Origin of the sequence: Desulforhopalus singaporensis (genome assembly GCF_900104445.1) — a bacterium.
GTDB lineage: Bacteria > Desulfobacterota > Desulfobulbia > Desulfobulbales > Desulfocapsaceae > Desulforhopalus_A > Desulforhopalus_A singaporensis.
On sequence record NZ_FNJI01000013.1, the window covers coordinates 47,716 to 63,973 of the forward strand.

Below are 16,258 nucleotides of genomic sequence, written 5' to 3' on the forward strand. Positions count from 1 at the left end.
AATGCGGTCGAGTATCCGCTGTATTTCGGGGAATGGACACGTTTGGCCGGGTTGCAGACCGGGCCAAACGGGTCGCTCTCTGTCTGCGCGGGGTGAATATACCGGAAAAAGAAAAAAATATCATGTTTATTTAACAGGTTATCGGCCTTGTGGTAATCTGTGTTCCGGGATTGGTTACGATGGTTCGTCTTTTTGTCTTGAGATGGCTGCGGGGCAACCGGAGCAATGGGATAAAGATATAAACATGAACGTTCAAGTTGTCGCTGAGGATAATATCCATCCGGTTTCCCTTAACAATTCTGCAGCCTTCCGTGCAGCTGTTTTGCCGCCTGGTTGATGTGTCTGACGATGATCTTTTCGATACCCGCCAACAGGCCGATGCCCTGGTCCACCGTTTCAACCTCCATGCCGTACCCGGAAAGACGCGATACCCAGCTGTTGTCTCCGGCTCCTGCAATATCCCTTGTGAAGTGCATCCCGGCAACGAGAAACAGAGGGATAATGGTTACCGCGCCGGTTCTCGTAGCAGCGATCTCTTCTACAAGGTTCGCTGAATCGGGATAGTTTTCCACAACTCCCACCCGGATCCTTTTGCCAAAAGCTTGCTGGAAAAATTTTTCCAGACAATAGTATGAGGTCCAGCTCGGGTGGGTGGTTCCGTGTCCCAGGATGAGGATAGTATTATTCGGCCTGGCGGTGATTATCGGTTTGAGCAGTTGGGTGAGTTGATGAAAATCGTCCGGATCAGAAAACAGGGGCAGCCCCGCAACACAGGGAAGCTGGGCCCTGCGAGCTGTCTTTACCAGGTTGTGGAATTCAGAGCCGGGGAAAAGATGCAGCGACTGGATCACTGCACCGCGGTATTGACCGAGGCTGAGTTGCTCGAGAATTTGTTCCGGCGACCGGAGGGCGGAGGTTCTTCCGATACCGCCGTGCGCCCTGTTCCTGTTGATGGTTTTTGATGAATAGGCCCAGTGGAAGTCAAACTCGGTCAACAGTGGTCGGAGTTTTTGGTCCAGCGCGTCGTACGTGGCGGCGGCTCTGGTGGAAGTGCCGAAAGCGGTTAACAGGAGAGCTGTTTTCATAGTTGCTGAATAGATAAATGAAATGAAATAGTCAGGTGACCCGATAATATTATAATAGACGAATCATTTATATCGACACATAAAAAGAGCGCTTCCGGTTAAAAAAGAAAGTATGTATTTGTGGTCAGGCTTGGGTTTCTGATACAATACTTGACAATGAAGAGACGTTTGTAGTATTTATCAAAATAATTAAATACTGATACTTTGCCGTGATCTGGGCGCATGTCGGAGGACATGTGGAATATCAATATTTTGGGAGGAGAATTATGAGGAAGACGATTTCGGCATTGGCTCTTGCCGGCCTGCTGGCGCTGCCCGCAATGGGGGTGGCAGGTGGCGGTGGAGCGGCCAATGCTGACCTGGAAAAAAAGATCGAGGAGTTGAGCAGGCAACTCGAGGAACTGAAAGCGGCCATGGCCGCCCAGGCGGAAAACGTGGAGAGTCTGAGCGACAACCTCGATGAAATGGACGCGCGCTCGGAAGAGTGGGATCTGGCTGCACGGTTCAAGCTCTATGGCGATTACCGGGCACGTTATGACTATTACAATGCCGACTCGGTTTTTGGCAGATCCATTGAGAACGATTCGCTGTTAACCAACAGGTTCCGTCTTAACATGCGGGTCAAGGCGACTGAAAACGTTGAGTTCAAGGGTCGCATGGTCATGTACAAGACCTGGGGTAATCAGTCCGCTTTCACCTCTGAAGGCGATCCCATGTACCCTGTTTTCGACGGTAACGTGACCAGGACGCCCATCCATGACAGCGCCGTCTATATGGATCGCGCATTCGTCAACTGGAATAATATCGCAGGAATACCGATGTGGTTCTCCATCGGCCGGAGACCGACCACCGACGGCCCTCCGGGGCAGATTCGCATGGGTGTCGACGACCGGCTTGCAACTCCCATGGCATTTATGGATTGGCCCTTTGACGGACTTTCTCTCGGTTATGCCTGGAACTGGGGCGCCGAAGCTATGGGTACCAGCCGGATGCGCTTCTGCTATGGCCGGGGCTTTGAAGCGGGGTTACTCGACGATGTCGGGTCCACCATTGACGATATGGATTTTGCCGGGTTGAGCTGGGATATCATGAAAAAAGGCGATCGCTTCGCCTATATCCAGTCTTTTATGGCATTCAACCTGATCAATTATCCCAACTTCCAGGATCCGATCGTAAATTCCGCTTTCGGTGAGATGAGCGGTATGGGCGAACGGATGAATCTTGGTAATGTACTGCATACTTCGGCGGTATACATGGACAAGATTGCCGGATTTAATTACTTCATCTCAGGCGGCTGGTCTCAGTCCCAGCCCGATGCATCGGGAATGTTCAACGATCCGTTCTCGATGGCCGGCCCCAATACCAGCGACGAGGACGGATACTCCATCTATCTCGGTATCCGTTACGACCTCGATGAGGCCGGACTCAAGTTCGGTGCTGAGTGGAACTACGGATCGGAGTATTGGCTGGCGATGTCTCCGGGACATGACGATATTTATCAGTCCAAGCTTGCCACCAGGGGTAATGTCTTCGAACTGTATACCATCTGGGATCTCCCGACCGGAGAGGCCATCTCCAAATATGCCCAGACCTTTATCCGTCTTGGATACCAGCACTACGAGTACGATTATTTCGGCTCCGGCAACTGGAACCTCGCTCCCTATGACCTGAGCGACAGTGCTGATCTGGCGAAGCTGCAGATGATGGGACAGGACCCCGTGGAGAGTGCTGACCAGGTTTACCTGACTTTCGAGGCGTTCTTCTAATCGTTTGTATATCTGAACCTTGCGGTTTGAGGGGGCCGGCGCAGTTGTCGCCGACCCCCTTTTTTTATTGCCGCCGTCGCTTTCCTGATTTACCTTGAGTGGTAAAAAATCGTGCGGAATATGAAAAAGGATTGCCAAATGGCAGGATCGCCATCCATTGCCGACAAACTGGTCTCCGGCTCGGCTGCGTGTGGTGCCAGGAGTAACAGCAGCAGTGTCGCCTACTGCATGTTCAGCCGCTACGGCGGCAGCAGCGAAGGGCGGTTTGCGTCGCTCAACATAGCTGCAAACGTGGGTGACACCGCCGCCGCCGTAGCGGCCAACCGTGAACTGGTGAAGCGGCAGGCCGGCGTTACCCGGCTTGTTTCGGCACACCAGACCCACGGGACCAGTGTTTATTGCCTGAAAACGCCCATAGACAGGGACGTCACCGTCGGAGAAAAAAACGGCTGCGACGCGCTTGTCACCGATGTGCCCGGTACCGGGTTGATGATTCAGCATGCGGACTGTCAGGCAATTCTCCTGTTTGATCCAGTAACCGGGGTGATCGCGGCGGTCCACTCCGGCTGGAGGGGGAGTGTGCAGAATATCGCTGCAAAGGTGGTCGGGACCATGACGACGGAATTTGGCTGCGATCCGGCCGACATTAACGCCCGCATAAGCCCTTCTCTGGGCCCATGCTGTGCCGAGTTCATACATTACCGGGAAGAACTGCCGGAACATTTTTATCAATTCATGACGTCGGAAAATTATTTTGATTTCTGGAAAATCTCCAGATCTCAACTTACACGGGCCGGTCTTTTGAACGGCAATATTGCGGTTTGTGAGGTTTGTACCGTCTGTTGCCGGGACTATTTTTCTTACAGGAGAGCCCGCCCGAACGGTGGGGTGACCGGCAGGAACTGTTCGGTTATCGCCCTGGTAAAATAGACTGTTAATAGCAATTGCTCTGAAAACAATGCGAATTCTGTTGATTGAAGATGATGTGAAAATCGGCTCTTTTATCGAGCGGGGCTTGAAAGAGGCCGGGTTTGCCGTCGACCGGTGCGTTGACGGATTGTCGGGGCTTGACCGGGCTCTCAGCTACACCTATGACACCGCCGTTATCGACATCATGCTCCCCAAGATGGACGGGTTGCGGGTGATTGAGAAGATGCGGGAACACCGGATCGACGTACCGGTTCTCATTCTCAGTGCCCGACAGTCGGTGGATGACAGGATACTCGGCTTGCAGAAGGGCGGCGACGATTACATGGTCAAACCGTTTTCCTTCAGTGAGCTGCTGGCAAGGGTACAGGCGCTGATAAGAAGGGACAAAAAGAATTCGCAGCCGATGATGCTCACCCTGGACACTCTTGAGATGGACCTGCTCAAGCACGAGGTTTATCGTGACGGCCGGAAGGTCGAGCTGCCTGCCAAGGAATACGCTCTGCTCGAGTATTTGCTGCGCAACTCCGGTATAGTGGTCACCAAGACCTCAATCCTTGAGCGGGTTTACGACTACTCGTTCGAACCGCAAACCAATGTAGTCGACGTTCTGGTATGTCGTCTCAGGAACAAGATAGACAAGGGATTTGAAAGAAAAATGATCCATACCGTGCGGGGCGTGGGCTATGTTCTCAAGGCTCAGTAAGGAGGATTTTTCCCGATCGAGATCGACCAGAGCCTTTCCTGTTTTTCTGCTGCTCTGGGCGGGCGGCGTGGTCCTGGCGGTTGTCTATCTGGCTATTATCCGCGGCCATCTCCAGACCGTTGAACGAACCGAGACCAGGCGGCTGCTTGGTGATTACGTGGCGGTTCAGAGACACAGCAGCCTGCTCGGACGATTTGTTCTGCGCAAGGAACACCTGCCTCCGGGACTCGGGTTTGTCCGGATTCAGCAGGGGCGGGATCAGCTGCTCATTATCGGCGAACAGCTCAAGGGGATCGGCTTCTCAGAGTTTGCCGATTTCCCCCTGGAAAAGTCGGGGGTGTGGCTCACTTTTGCCGGAAGCGGCGGGGAGGGGGAAATGGTGACGGTGGTCAGCAGGACCTATAAAGACGGAACCATTCTCCAAGCCGGCAAGAGCAGTCGGTCAAGCTATGAATTCTACCGATCGCTGCTGCAAAAAACCGCGGTGATTGTCGTGGGCAGTGTTTTTCTGTTGTGGCCACTTTCCCTCTATCTTGTCAGAGCGGGTCTTTATCCCCTGATCGCCACCAAAAAAGCTGTCGCTCAGCTGGCCGGCCGCAACCAGAGTGAGCTGCTGCCGGAAAAAGGCGGCGGTCCCGAACTCGATTCACTGTACCGGCAGATCAATAAACTGCTTACGAGCAATCGCCGCCTGGTGGAGACCATGCAGCACTCGCTCGACAATGTCGCCCATGATCTGCGTACGCCCATGACCCGGCTGCGGTCGATCGCGGAATACGGGATGCAGGGCGATGATATTGACCAGCTGCACAACGCTCTTGCTGACTGCCTTGAGGAATCTGACCGGGTACTCGGTATGCTGAAGACCATGATGAGCGTGGCGGAAGCCGAATCGGGAACCATGCACCTGGATATCGTCCCCTGCGACCTGGTCGCCACTGTGGAGAAGGTTGTCGCTCTTTACGAGTACGTGGCAGAAGATAAAAATATCAATATTCATTTTGATTTTCAGCAGGCAATCAATGTCGAGGTGGACGTGACCAGGATCTCCCAGGTATGGGCCAATCTTCTGGATAATGCGATAAAGTATGGGAAGGAGGGCGGCTGGGTCAAGATCGATATCAGCCGGGAAGATGGGGCGGTGAGGGTTTTGTTCAAAGATAACGGCATCGGCATTTCCGAGGCGGAAAAAACGCGAATATGGGAGCGCCTCTATCGGGGCGACAGGAGCCGTTCGGAAAAAGGCCTCGGGCTCGGCCTTAATTACGTAAAAGGAGTGGTGGCGGCCCACGGCGGCTCTGTATCCGTGGCCAGCGAGCTGCACCGGGGCTCCGAGTTTGTTGTTTTGCTGCCTGTAAAAATGAGTGAGGTGTGAGGGCGGTCCGGTAGCGGGGGCAGCAGGCGGTCAGTCAAGTACGCAGGAGAAGTCGCAGACGAGCGGCGAGTGGTCCGAGAGGCGAATGTCGGGGATGTAGAAATTGTCGATGGAGAGCCCGGCACTGTGCAGGATGAAATCGATCTGCCGGTGGGGGGCATGGCTGGGGTGGGACGGCTTTTCAAAGAGGTTGGCATTTTTCAATCCTGTTGCGGCAAGAAAAAGACTGAGCTCCCGGCTTCCCCAGAAAGTGTTGAAATCGCCGGCCACGATCACTTCCTTGTCGGTCTCCTGGATCAGGGAGTGGAGCTGCTCCAGCTGGTTCTGGCGGTGCCGGTACTTCAGGGAAAGATGGACTATGAATATCGCCACCGCCCTGAGGTCGGTCTGGATGACAAGCCTCTTGACCCCTTTGTCGAAATAGTGGAACTGCACCTGTTCCACCGATTGCTTGGTAAGCAGCGCGTTGGCCTGCTTGTTGAGGAGCGGTACCCTGAGGGCCAGGGAATCGTTCTGGTATTTACGCTCTACGATGCAGTCGTAGCCGAGCTTGTCGGCGATCAGCTGCGCCTGGCAGTGGTAGGCTGCCCGGTACGAGCCGGTGTCCACTTCCACCAGGGCGATGATATCCGGATCGATGGAGCGGATAAAGCTTATTATCCGGTGCAGGTTAATCACCGTCGGTTTAAAAAAACCAGTGAACGGCAGCGGCAGATGGTATCCCTTCTTGTGTCCGGTGCCGTATCTGATATTGTAAAAAAGTAATCGCATACCTAGATGATACTGGGTAAGAAAGATTGAGGCAATGGTAGGAAAACAAGGAAATTGATCTCTTGTGATTTTTTCAAAAAATATCTATGTTTTCTGCGAAGCTCTATCCGGCAAGGCGGAAAGTTCAAATAACACGGGATAACTAAATGATTACTATCGGAACAAGAAAAAGCAAGCTCGCCATGTGGCAGACAGAAACCGTCGCCAGCATGCTTGAACAAGGTGGTCTTCGTACCAGGATAAACTCGATGGAGACCATCGGTGACAAAATTCTTGACAGGTCTATAGCAAAAATCGGCAGTAAAGGAGTATTTACCGCGGAACTCGAGGAGCAGCTTCAAAGCGGCCTGACCGACATTGCCGTTCACAGTGCCAAGGATATGCAGTCGCAGCTTCCCGATGGATTTACCCTGATCGCCTATACCAAGAGGGAGAAGGTCAACGATATACTGCTAAGTGATGATAGCAGCGTTGACATTGATGCCAAAGATAAGCCATTAATCATTGGCACTTCGTCGGTACGTCGCCGTGCTTTTCTCAGGCACTACTATCCCCATGTACAGCTAGTCGAAATGCGCGGAAACCTGCAGACCAGGATCCGGAAAATGCAAGAAGGTGCATGTGACGCGCTGATGCTCGCCTATGCCGGCGTAGTGCGGATGGGGTACGGCGATATGATAGTCCATGAGTTCGGGGTGGACCAGTTTGTTCCCCCCGTGGGCCAGGGGTGCATTGCCGTTGAGTGCGCCGTCACCCTGGCGCCTGAAAAGGTTGAGAAGATAAGGGCGAGCGTGAATGATCTACAGAGTGAAGCCTGTCTTCTTGCCGAACGGGCATTTTTGAAAAAACTCGAAGGCGGATGCTCCATACCCGCTTTCGGCCATGCAACCCTTGACGGGGACGAGCTCACCCTGACCGCCGGACTTGCCAGCCTTGACGGCGCGACCATTGTACGCACAACCCGGAAAGGGAGTGCAAGGGACCCGGAAAAACTGGGTATCGCGGTGGGTGAATATATACTTGCCAATAACGGCAGAAAGATGTTGGCGGAAATCAAGAATCTGCAGAAAAGCTGAATCGCGGTATGGATAGGGCATCTTGTTGTCACAACTTCCGTGGTGGAAGGGATGACAACAAAAAAAGATGGCTGCGCTCCGCACTGTGATGCAGGGTCTGCGGTGTTGGGCGCAACATAAGATTGTCCTTGAGTTTTTTCCTGGATTTTGTTACCCAAAAGAGATCTGTTCTTTTCCTGGACAGATGTCCGAAGCTGTTTGAAACAGGATGAAATCTTCATTAGTCCCACTGTTTCTATGCGTATATCCGTACATATATTCCTGATGTTGCTGGACGGTTCCTGGTAGACCGGGGGCGACCCCTTTTCAACGAGAAACATAATAGAGGAGATGAGAATGAAAAAAATTGCATTGCTGGCAGCTCTTGCTTTGGCGCTGGTCACCTTTTCCGTCGGTACGGCCTGTGCCTCGGATACTCTGGCAGAGATTCAGAAACGCGGGTCGCTTCGTGTCGGTATGGAGCCAGGATACATGCCGTTTGAACTCACCAATCAAAAAGGCGAGATCATCGGTTTTGATGTCGATGTCGCCAGGAGAATGGCAAAAGCGATGAAGGTGGAACTGGAGCTTGTCTCCACCGCCTGGGACGGCATTATTCCTGCGCTGCTCACCAACAAGTTTGACATTATCATGTCCGGGATGACCCTCACCCAGGAGAGAAACCTCACGGTCAACTTCGCCGAGCCGTATATCCTTATCGGCCAGTCGATCCTGCTGAGAAAGGAGCTGGCAGGGGAAGTGCACTCCTATAAGGACCTGAAAGATCCTAAATATACAATCGCCTCAAAGCTTGGCACAACCGGCGAACAGGCCACCAAACGGATGATCGGTGAGGCCAAATACATCTCTTACGAGACAGAGCAGGAAGGTGTTATGGAGCTGGTAAACGGCAAGATCGACGCTTTTATCTACGATCTTCCGTTCAATGCGATTGCCATAAGCCAGAAGGGCGCGGGCAAACTGGTCCACCTCGACGAGCCTTTCACCAAGGAGCCTCTTGCCTGGGCGATTCGCAAGGGCGATCCGGATTTTCTCAACTGGTTGAACAATTTTATGCAGCAGATCAAATATGACGGCGTCTATGACAAGATCTATACCAAGTGGTTCAAGGATGATGCCTGGCTCAAAGAGATCCAGTAACGAGAGGAAATCGATATTTTGAAAGCCACGACCAAGACCTGGCCCTGGAAATTATTGCTGGTGGTGATCCTTCTGGTGTTTGCCGCCGGCATCTGGGGTGCGGTGCAAAAAATAGACTATCACTGGCGCTGGAACAGGATCCCGCAATATTTTCTGTACCTGGATGAAGAGGCGCAGAAAATACCTTTTGACGGCACGGTGGAATCGATCAGGAAGGTGGGGGATGACGCGGAGGTAACCCTGCTCTCGGACAATTCGCAAAGACTCGTCCAGACAGTTGCCGCAGACAGTATCAACGTAGACGAGGGCGACCTTCTTTTTGAAGGTGATACCGTGGGGTTTGTCAAAGAGTGGCGGATTGGGCCTCTTGTTTACGGATTGTGGACCACATTGTGGATTTCCGCTGTATCGAGTGTTTTCGCGCTGATACTGGGGTTGCTCACAGGACTGGCGAGGATATCGAACAATCTCACTTTGAGAGGGATTGCCATTACCTATGTCGAATGTATTCGCGGCACGCCGCTTCTCGTTCAGATATTCATCGCCTATTTCTTTCTCGGCACCGTCTTCGACCTGAGCCGCAACGTCTGTGGCATCGGTGCCCTGGCACTGTTTGCCGGGGCCTATGTGGCGGAGATCGTCCGGGCCGGAATTCAGGCAATCCCCAAGGGACAGACCGAGGCGGCCCGCTCCCTGGGGATGAATGTTTTTCAGACCATGGCCGATGTGATCCTGCCCCAGGCATTCAAAAAGATCATGCCGCCGCTGGCGGGACAATTCATCAGTCTCATCAAGGATTCCTCTCTTGTTTCGGTGATTGCCATCACCGATCTAACCAAATCCGGCCGGGAGATTATCACTTCGACCTTTGCAACTTTTGAGGTCTGGCTGGTGGTTGCGGTAATGTATCTGCTGGTGACTTCGGTGTTGTCGCAGGTCGTGTTTTATATGGAACGGAGGTTTGCCGTCAGTGATTAAAACCGAAAATGTTGTCAAAGTATTCAACACCCGAAGCGGCGTAGTCCGGGCGGTTGACAGAGTTTCCGTAGAAATTGCCAAAGGGGAGGTGGTGGTTGTCATCGGGCCGTCCGGTTCGGGAAAGTCCACGTTCTTGCGCTGCATAAACGGCCTTGAGCAGTTCTCGGAGGGGCGCGTCATTATCGACGGGGTTGATCTCACAGATAAAAAAACCAATATAAACAAGGTTCGTGCCGAGGTGGGGATGGTGTTTCAGCAGTTCAACCTCTTTCCCCACAAGACGGTTCTCGAGAACCTCACCCTGGCCCAGTGCCGGGTGCGCAGGCGGTCGCAGAAGGTTGCCGAGGGAAAAGCCCATGGCCTGCTGCAAAAGGTAGGCATTCCGGATAAAGCAGGAGAGTATCCGTCGCGTCTTTCCGGGGGGCAGCAGCAGCGCGTAGCCATTGCCAGGGCTCTTGCCATGGATCCGAAGATTATGCTCTTTGACGAACCGACTTCAGCGCTTGACCCGGAGATGGTGGGCGAGGTCCTCGACGTCATGAAGCAGCTGGCGCGGGAAGGGATGACCATGGTTGTCGTGACCCATGAGATGGGTTTTGCCCGGGAGGTTGCCGACCGGGTTATTTTTATGGATGAGGGAAAAGTCGTCGAGGTGGGAACGCCCGAACACTTTTTCACCAATCCCAGGGAAGAAAGAGCAAAACTCTTCCTAAAACAGGTGTTGTAGTAAACTCGCAGTGGTGGGCGGATAGCCGGCCACTGCTTGACTTTTTTTTGTAATTGTCCAGGAGGATGGAGCATGAAGGTATTAAAGGCGCTTGTCGTTATGTTGGTGCTTGGCATGGCGATGGCAGCGTACGGTGCGGATAAACCGGTCAAGGTTGGTTTTGTGTATGTGTCGCCGATCGGTGATGCGGGATGGTCATACGCCCATGATTTGGGACGGCAGGCTGTGGCGGAGATGGACGGTGTCACCACATCATATGTGGAAGCCGTGGCCGAAGGTCCCGATTCCGAGCGAGTCATACTCAACATGGCCCGCAAGGGGTATGATCTGATTTTTGCAACCAGTTTCGGCTACATGGACCCGATGCTCAAGGTTGCAAAACAGTTTCCGAAAACCAGCTTCATGCACTGTTCCGGGTTCAAGAAGGCTGACAACATGGGCAACTATTTCGGCAGAATGTATCAGGCCAGGTATCTCTCGGGGATCGTTGCCGGAGCAATGACGAAAACCAATACCCTCGGCTATGTCGCGGCTTTTCCAATACCCGAGGTGATCCGTGGTATTAACGCTTTCACCCTGGGGGCGCAGTCGGTCAACCCCGACGTTACCGTGAGAGTGGTATGGACCAAGACCTGGTACGATCCGGCAACGGAGAAGGAGGCTGCCAAGTCGCTGCTTGATGTGGGCGCCGACGTTATCGCCCAGCACCAGGATTCGCCCGGCCCCCAGGAAGCCGCACAGGAAAAAGGTGTCTATTCGATCGGTTACAACTCCGATATGGCTTCTTTTGCCCCCAAGGCGCACCTGACCGCGCCGGTATGGAACTGGGCACCGTATTACGCCAAGGTCGTCGATTCGGTTCGCAAAGATAATTTCAAGGCTGAATCGGTATGGCCGGGACTCGCTGACGGAATTGTCGACCTGGCTCCCTTCGGGCCAATGGTTCCCGAAGAGCTTCAGGCAAAAGTCAACGGTGTCAAGGCCGACATAGCCGAAGGAAAGAAAAAAGTGTTTGCCGGTCCGATCAAGGATCAGAAGGGTACGCTCAAGTTAGCCGACAACACGGCTGCAACTGACAACGAGCTGCTCGGCATGACCTGGTTTGTAGAAGGTGTCGTCGGCACCACGGAGTAGTTCCGGGTAGCGGAAGATAGAAAATTTATCCCGGATTGACGGGTAACCGGATAAGATATGATGCTCCGGATGCGTATTGTGAAAAGGCAGGAACCCCTGGGTATGTGGGGTTCCTGCCTTGTTTTGATCTCGGCCCTGGTGTTGGCCGTGATGTTGAGCGGACTGCTGCTGTGGATTGGCGGGACATCTCCGGGAGGAGGCATTGCCGCCCTGTTCCAGGGTGCCTTCGGCAGCCGCTGGGCGCTTGAGGACAGCGTGGTTAAGGCTATCCCGATTTTTCTCTGCTCTCTCGGGGTGGCCGTGGCGTTTCGCCTGAAGGTCTGGAATATCGGGGCTGAGGGGCAGTTTGCGCTGGGGGCAGTCGGTGCTACCTGGGTTGCCCTCTCTTTCCCGGAATGGCCCAAACCGCTGCTTATACCGGCGATGATCGTCATGGCAATGGCCGGCGGCGGCCTGTGGGGATTTATTCCCGCCCTGCTGCGCCAGAAGCTGCGGACCAACGAGATCATCGTCACCCTGATGCTCAACTATATTGCAATTCTTGTCCTCGATTATCTCGTTTACGGAGCCTGGAAGGATCCGGCCAGTTTCGGTTTCCCCATGACCAGGGCTTTCTCCGATCAGGCGGTGGTGGGCAAGATCGGCTCCACCAACATAAACTGGGGACTGTTGCACTGCGTAGTGCTGGGCGCTGGTGTCTGGGCCTTTTTCCGCTTTACCCGGCTCGGTTTTGACCTCAAAGCAAGCGGCGACAACGTTAAGGCCGCAAAATATGCCGGCATGCCCTATGATTACCTGGTTATGCTGGTTATGATAATGAGCGGTGCGCTTGCCGGGTGGGCAGGGTTTCTGGAGGCGTCCGCCACTGTAAACAGGTTGCAGCCTTCGATCATGGTCGGTTACGGCTACACCGCCATTGTTGTGGCTTGGCTGGCCCGGCTCAATCCACTGTCGATCGGCATCGGCTCGATCCTGCTTGCCGGACTGCGCGTGGGGGTTGAAAATCTGCAACTTGACCTGCAGGTGCCGGCGGCATTCGGCGGCATTCTCGAGGGCTTGATTCTCCTGACCGTTCTCGCCGGCGGGTTGTTTACCCATTATCGAATCGAGCAGAGGAAGAACCCGTGAATTTTGAAATTACAGTTTTATTGCTTGCGGCAGCGGTACAGTCCGGAACGCCTATCCTGTATGCGACCCTGGGGGAGATTCTGACCGAAAAATCGGGGGTGCTCAATCTCGGGGTTGAGGGCGTCATGATTCTCGGAGCCCTTGTCGGCTTTTTGGCGTCGAAGGTTACCGGCAGCCCCTTGGCGGGACTTCTTGCCGCCGGCGCGGTCGGATGCGTGGCGGCGGCCGTTCATGGACTGGTGTGTCTTGTGTTCCAGGGCAATCAGGTGGTCTCGGGGTTGGCGCTGACAATTCTCGGTACGGGCGTTGCCAATTATATAGGCACCGGATATGTCGGACAGTTGGCTCCCGGGTTCGCCCCCTATCCGATGCCGGTGTTGTCGCAGCTCCCGGTTGTCGGCACCATATTTTTCAACCATGACCCCCTCGTTTACCTGAGTTATTTTATCCCGGTGGTGTTGTTTCTGTTTTTTTCCCGGACGCACCACGGCCTCAACATCAGGGCGGTGGGCGAGAACCCGGCCGCGGCGAGTGCCGCCGGCCTCAATGTTGCTGTATACAGATGGTTCGGGATTATCGGGGGAGGTTTTTTCATGGGACTTGGCGGAGCCTACCTCTCCCTTGCCTACACCCACCTCTGGACCACCAACCTTACCGCCGGCAGGGGATGGATTGCCGTAGCCCTTGTCATCTTCGCCTTCTGGAAACCGGGGCGTGCGGTCTTCGGAGCGTATCTTTTCGGTGGAATCATGGCTCTGCAGCTGCGCCTGCAGGCTTCGGGGACCCAGCTGCCGTCATCGATCCTGCTCATGCTGCCGTATGCGCTGACGATTGTTGTGCTTGTCTTGTCATCCTGGAAAAAAGGGACCAGCGACGAACCGGCGGCACTTGGGGTTAATGTTGAACCGGCGGATTAACCAGGGGGGATCGGCCATACCAATCATCAATTCACAAAAGCACAGGGAAACAACGATGTTAGCGAACTCCAAATACAGAAAAACGTATCCGATCAGCTGGGAACAGCTGCACCGCGATTCAAAGGCGCTGTCGTGGCGGCTGCTCGATATGGACTATTTCACAGGGATTATCGCCATTACCAGGGGAGGAATGGTTCCGGCGGCCATTATCGCCCGGGAACTCGATATTCACCTCATCGATACCATCTGTATTTCAAGCTACGACTGGAAGGATAAAAAAGGTGAGGCGGAAATCCTCAAAAGCGTCGACGGGGATGGTGAAGGTTATCTGCTGATCGACGACCTGGTCGATACCGGCCGGACCGCGCAGCTTGTTAAACAGATTGTCCCCAAGGCCCACTTTGCCACGGTCTATGCAAAGCCGGCAGGCAGGCCCCTGGTCGACACCTTTGTCACCGAGGTGAGCCAGGACACCTGGATCTTGTTTCCCTGGGATACCGAATCGCAGTTTGTAACGCCTCTTGCCGACCGGGGGAATATCTGAAAATGGGGTGTTCTTTGCCTCTCATACGTCTGGAGAATATCTCCAAGAGTTTTGGCAGGGTGCATGCCAACAGAGACGTCTCTTTAGAGATTGAAGAGGGGAAGATTCTGGCCCTTCTGGGGGAAAACGGTGCCGGGAAATCGACCCTTATGTCCATCCTTGCAGGGCAGCTCCAGCCCGACCGCGGCCACATATTCCACAAGGGGAAAAGGGTGGTTTTCAGCTCCACGGAAAAGGCGATCGAAGCCGGTATCGGCATGGTCTATCAGCATTTTAAGCTGGTGAACGCCCTGACTGTTGCGGAAAATGTTTACCTTGGCACCAGGGGCGGGTTCGGGCTCAACTGGAAAAAGATAAGAAAAAATGTCCGCGAGCTGGGGTTGCAGTACGGCATTGATATCGACCCGGGTGCCCGCATAGATGGGTTGTCGATGGGCGAGCGGCAGCAGGTCGAGATCCTTAAGCTGCTCCACAGGCAGTCGAATATCCTCATCTTTGATGAACCGACGGCGGTGCTCACCCCGCGGGAAGCCGACAACCTTTTTGCGGCGATGAAGCAGATGGTGGCCAGGGGCAAGGGAATCGTCTTTATCAGTCATAAGCTTGAAGAGGTCATGGCCATCGCCGATAATATAGCGATTCTCAGACGGGGACAGATCGTTGACCGGGTCCCGGCACAAGAAGTTACATCAACCGCGGAGCTTGCCGAAAGGATGGTGGGGCGCGAGGTTCTGCTCAAGGTTGACAAAAGTCCTGTCGAACCGAAACAGATTGTGCTCAAGGTGGATCGCCTGAGCGACGATCGGCTCAAAGACGTTGGTTTCGATTTGCGGCAGGGGGAGATTCTCGGGCTGGTCGGTGTAGCCGGAAACGGCCAGAAACAACTGGTGGAAACGATTTGCGGGCTTCGCCGGCCCAAGGGTGACAACATCAGGATCCTCGGCTTGGAGTGGGGCAGATTTTTTCGTAAACCCGACTGGGACAAAACACTTTCATACATCCCGGAGGACCGCCAGGGACTGGCGACCTGTCAAGGCCTTGACCTGCTGGACAATTTCCTGCTCACCACCAGGGGTGGGTTTACCAGGGGACCGTGGCTGCAGTACGACCAGGCGAGAGTCAAGGCGGAACATCTGCTGGAAAAATTCGATATCCGACCGCCGGACCTGACCGCCTGCGCCTGGCAGCTTTCCGGAGGCAATCTGCAGAAGCTGGTGCTCGCAAGGGAGTTCTATCGCAAACCGCGGCTCATCGTTGCCGAGCAGCCGACCCAGGGGCTTGACATCTCGGCGGCGGAAGACGTCTGGCGGTTGCTGCTCAAGGCGAGAGATGCGGCAGGAATACTTCTGGTCACCGGCGACCTGTCCGAGGCGCTTGCCCTCTCCGACAGGATAGGGGTAATGTTCGACGGCAGGCTGGTAGCTTGCTTTGCAGCGGATGACCAGAGCAAAGTCGCCGAAATACCGCAGCTGATGGCAGGACTGTCGGTCTGATCGGATTGGACGTCAAGGGGGCGCCTTTACCGGTCAGTGAATTTTTTCCGGCGGTGCGGCGGTCCGCTCTAGTATTTCCCCCTGGCCGTGGGACATGGCTATGAGATGGGTGACGAACTCATAGTCAAGATCAGCGCCGGTCGGGCCGCCGTAGGTTGCCAAAAACGTTTCGAGCAGGCTCCCTACCACTTCCCTGAAGGGACCCTCCACCATCAGGTTCTCGATGGTGTGTTCTCCCAGGTTGTGAACAGTAAAGCGTATCATCGTCTCAGCTCCCTGCAAGCCCCTGGCCCGCTTTGTGGTACAGGCGCAACAGTACGCTGCCGCCGAAGGGGTGGGACTGCATTGTTTGGCTTTATTGAATTATCATAGGCAGTGCGGCTAAAATTACAAGGACCGGTGGATCAATTTGGTTGGGCGGAGCGTGGTTGGTAAAAAAAAAATGCGTAATCCCCCACAGGGAGATTACGCATTTTTCCTGGCGTTGGCTG

The 16,258-nt window shown here is 54.3% G+C and carries 16 protein-coding genes; 13 read left to right on the forward strand and 3 right to left on the reverse strand.

Features of this window, described 5'->3' with window-relative positions; translation table 11 throughout:
• Positions 1–290 precede the first annotated feature (290 nt).
• A complete protein-coding gene (locus tag BLQ17_RS10540) occupies positions 291–1,085 on the reverse strand; it encodes a sirohydrochlorin cobaltochelatase (RefSeq protein WP_092222603.1) in 795 nt (264 codons plus the stop codon).
• A gap of 266 nt (positions 1,086–1,351) precedes the next feature.
• Between BLQ17_RS10540 and BLQ17_RS10545 the strand changes: the two genes are divergently transcribed.
• The 4 genes from BLQ17_RS10545 to BLQ17_RS10560 all read left to right on the forward strand — a co-directional run bounded on the left by BLQ17_RS10545 (position 1,352) and on the right by BLQ17_RS10560 (position 5,859).
• On the forward strand, positions 1,352–2,851 hold the full coding sequence (locus BLQ17_RS10545; RefSeq protein ID WP_092222605.1) for a DUF3373 family protein: 1,500 nt from the start codon (positions 1,352–1,354) through the stop codon (positions 2,849–2,851).
• A 138-nt stretch (positions 2,852–2,989) separates the two neighbouring features.
• Positions 2,990–3,781, forward strand: coding sequence for a peptidoglycan editing factor PgeF (gene pgeF / locus BLQ17_RS10550; RefSeq protein ID WP_176761176.1), 792 nt, complete (start codon positions 2,990–2,992; stop codon positions 3,779–3,781).
• A gap of 28 nt (positions 3,782–3,809) precedes the next feature.
• Positions 3,810–4,484: a winged helix-turn-helix domain-containing protein gene (locus tag BLQ17_RS10555; RefSeq protein WP_092222608.1), complete on the forward strand. Its 675-nt coding sequence runs from the start codon at positions 3,810–3,812 to the stop codon at positions 4,482–4,484.
• Positions 4,465–5,859 carry a sensor histidine kinase gene (locus BLQ17_RS10560; protein ID WP_092222610.1) on the forward strand — a complete coding sequence of 465 codons (1,395 nt, stop codon included), beginning with the start codon at positions 4,465–4,467 and terminating at the stop codon, positions 5,857–5,859. Before BLQ17_RS10555 ends, BLQ17_RS10560 begins: the two co-directional genes overlap by 20 nt.
• 30 nt (positions 5,860–5,889) lie before the next feature.
• On the opposite strand, the gene BLQ17_RS10565 is transcribed toward BLQ17_RS10560, so the two are convergent.
• Positions 5,890–6,630, reverse strand: a complete 741-nt coding sequence (locus tag BLQ17_RS10565; RefSeq protein WP_092222612.1) for an endonuclease/exonuclease/phosphatase family protein — start codon at positions 6,628–6,630, stop codon at positions 5,890–5,892.
• A 146-nt stretch (positions 6,631–6,776) separates the two neighbouring features.
• Here BLQ17_RS10565 and hemC point away from each other — a divergent pair, with 146 nt between their 5' ends.
• From hemC to BLQ17_RS10610, 9 genes are all read left to right on the forward strand, one after another.
• Positions 6,777–7,706: a hydroxymethylbilane synthase gene (hemC, locus tag BLQ17_RS10570; protein ID WP_092222613.1), complete on the forward strand. Its 930-nt coding sequence runs from the start codon at positions 6,777–6,779 to the stop codon at positions 7,704–7,706.
• A gap of 336 nt (positions 7,707–8,042) precedes the next feature.
• The gene (locus BLQ17_RS10575; RefSeq protein ID WP_092222615.1) at positions 8,043–8,846 is read left to right on the forward strand and encodes a transporter substrate-binding domain-containing protein; all 804 of its coding nucleotides are present in this window, start codon (positions 8,043–8,045) and stop codon (positions 8,844–8,846) included.
• A gap of 15 nt (positions 8,847–8,861) precedes the next feature.
• On the forward strand, positions 8,862–9,824 hold the full coding sequence (locus BLQ17_RS10580; RefSeq protein WP_407919123.1) for an amino acid ABC transporter permease: 963 nt from the start codon (positions 8,862–8,864) through the stop codon (positions 9,822–9,824).
• Positions 9,808–10,551, forward strand: coding sequence for an amino acid ABC transporter ATP-binding protein (locus BLQ17_RS10585; protein ID WP_407919121.1), 744 nt, complete (start codon positions 9,808–9,810; stop codon positions 10,549–10,551). The genes BLQ17_RS10580 and BLQ17_RS10585 overlap by 17 nt, the downstream gene beginning before the upstream one ends.
• A gap of 72 nt (positions 10,552–10,623) precedes the next feature.
• A complete protein-coding gene (locus BLQ17_RS10590; protein ID WP_092222623.1) occupies positions 10,624–11,685 on the forward strand; it encodes a BMP family ABC transporter substrate-binding protein in 1,062 nt (353 codons plus the stop codon).
• Between the two features lie 60 nt (positions 11,686–11,745).
• Complete coding sequence (locus BLQ17_RS10595) at positions 11,746–12,813, forward strand: ABC transporter permease subunit (protein WP_092222710.1); 1,068 nt, start codon at positions 11,746–11,748, stop codon at positions 12,811–12,813.
• Positions 12,810–13,730 (forward strand): ABC transporter permease, encoded by a 921-nt coding sequence (locus BLQ17_RS10600; RefSeq protein WP_092222625.1) that lies wholly within the window; start codon positions 12,810–12,812, stop codon positions 13,728–13,730. The genes BLQ17_RS10595 and BLQ17_RS10600 overlap by 4 nt, the downstream gene beginning before the upstream one ends.
• A gap of 55 nt (positions 13,731–13,785) precedes the next feature.
• On the forward strand, positions 13,786–14,274 hold the full coding sequence (gene gpt, locus BLQ17_RS10605) for a xanthine phosphoribosyltransferase (RefSeq protein ID WP_092222627.1): 489 nt from the start codon (positions 13,786–13,788) through the stop codon (positions 14,272–14,274).
• A gap of 14 nt (positions 14,275–14,288) precedes the next feature.
• The gene (locus BLQ17_RS10610) at positions 14,289–15,767 is read left to right on the forward strand and encodes an ABC transporter ATP-binding protein (protein WP_245695097.1); all 1,479 of its coding nucleotides are present in this window, start codon (positions 14,289–14,291) and stop codon (positions 15,765–15,767) included.
• Positions 15,768–15,800: 33 nt separating this feature from the next.
• Here the strand turns inward: BLQ17_RS10610 and BLQ17_RS10615 are convergent, their stop codons facing one another.
• Positions 15,801–16,031 (reverse strand): hypothetical protein, encoded by a 231-nt coding sequence (locus BLQ17_RS10615; RefSeq protein ID WP_092222630.1) that lies wholly within the window; start codon positions 16,029–16,031, stop codon positions 15,801–15,803.
• Positions 16,032–16,258 lie beyond the last annotated feature (227 nt).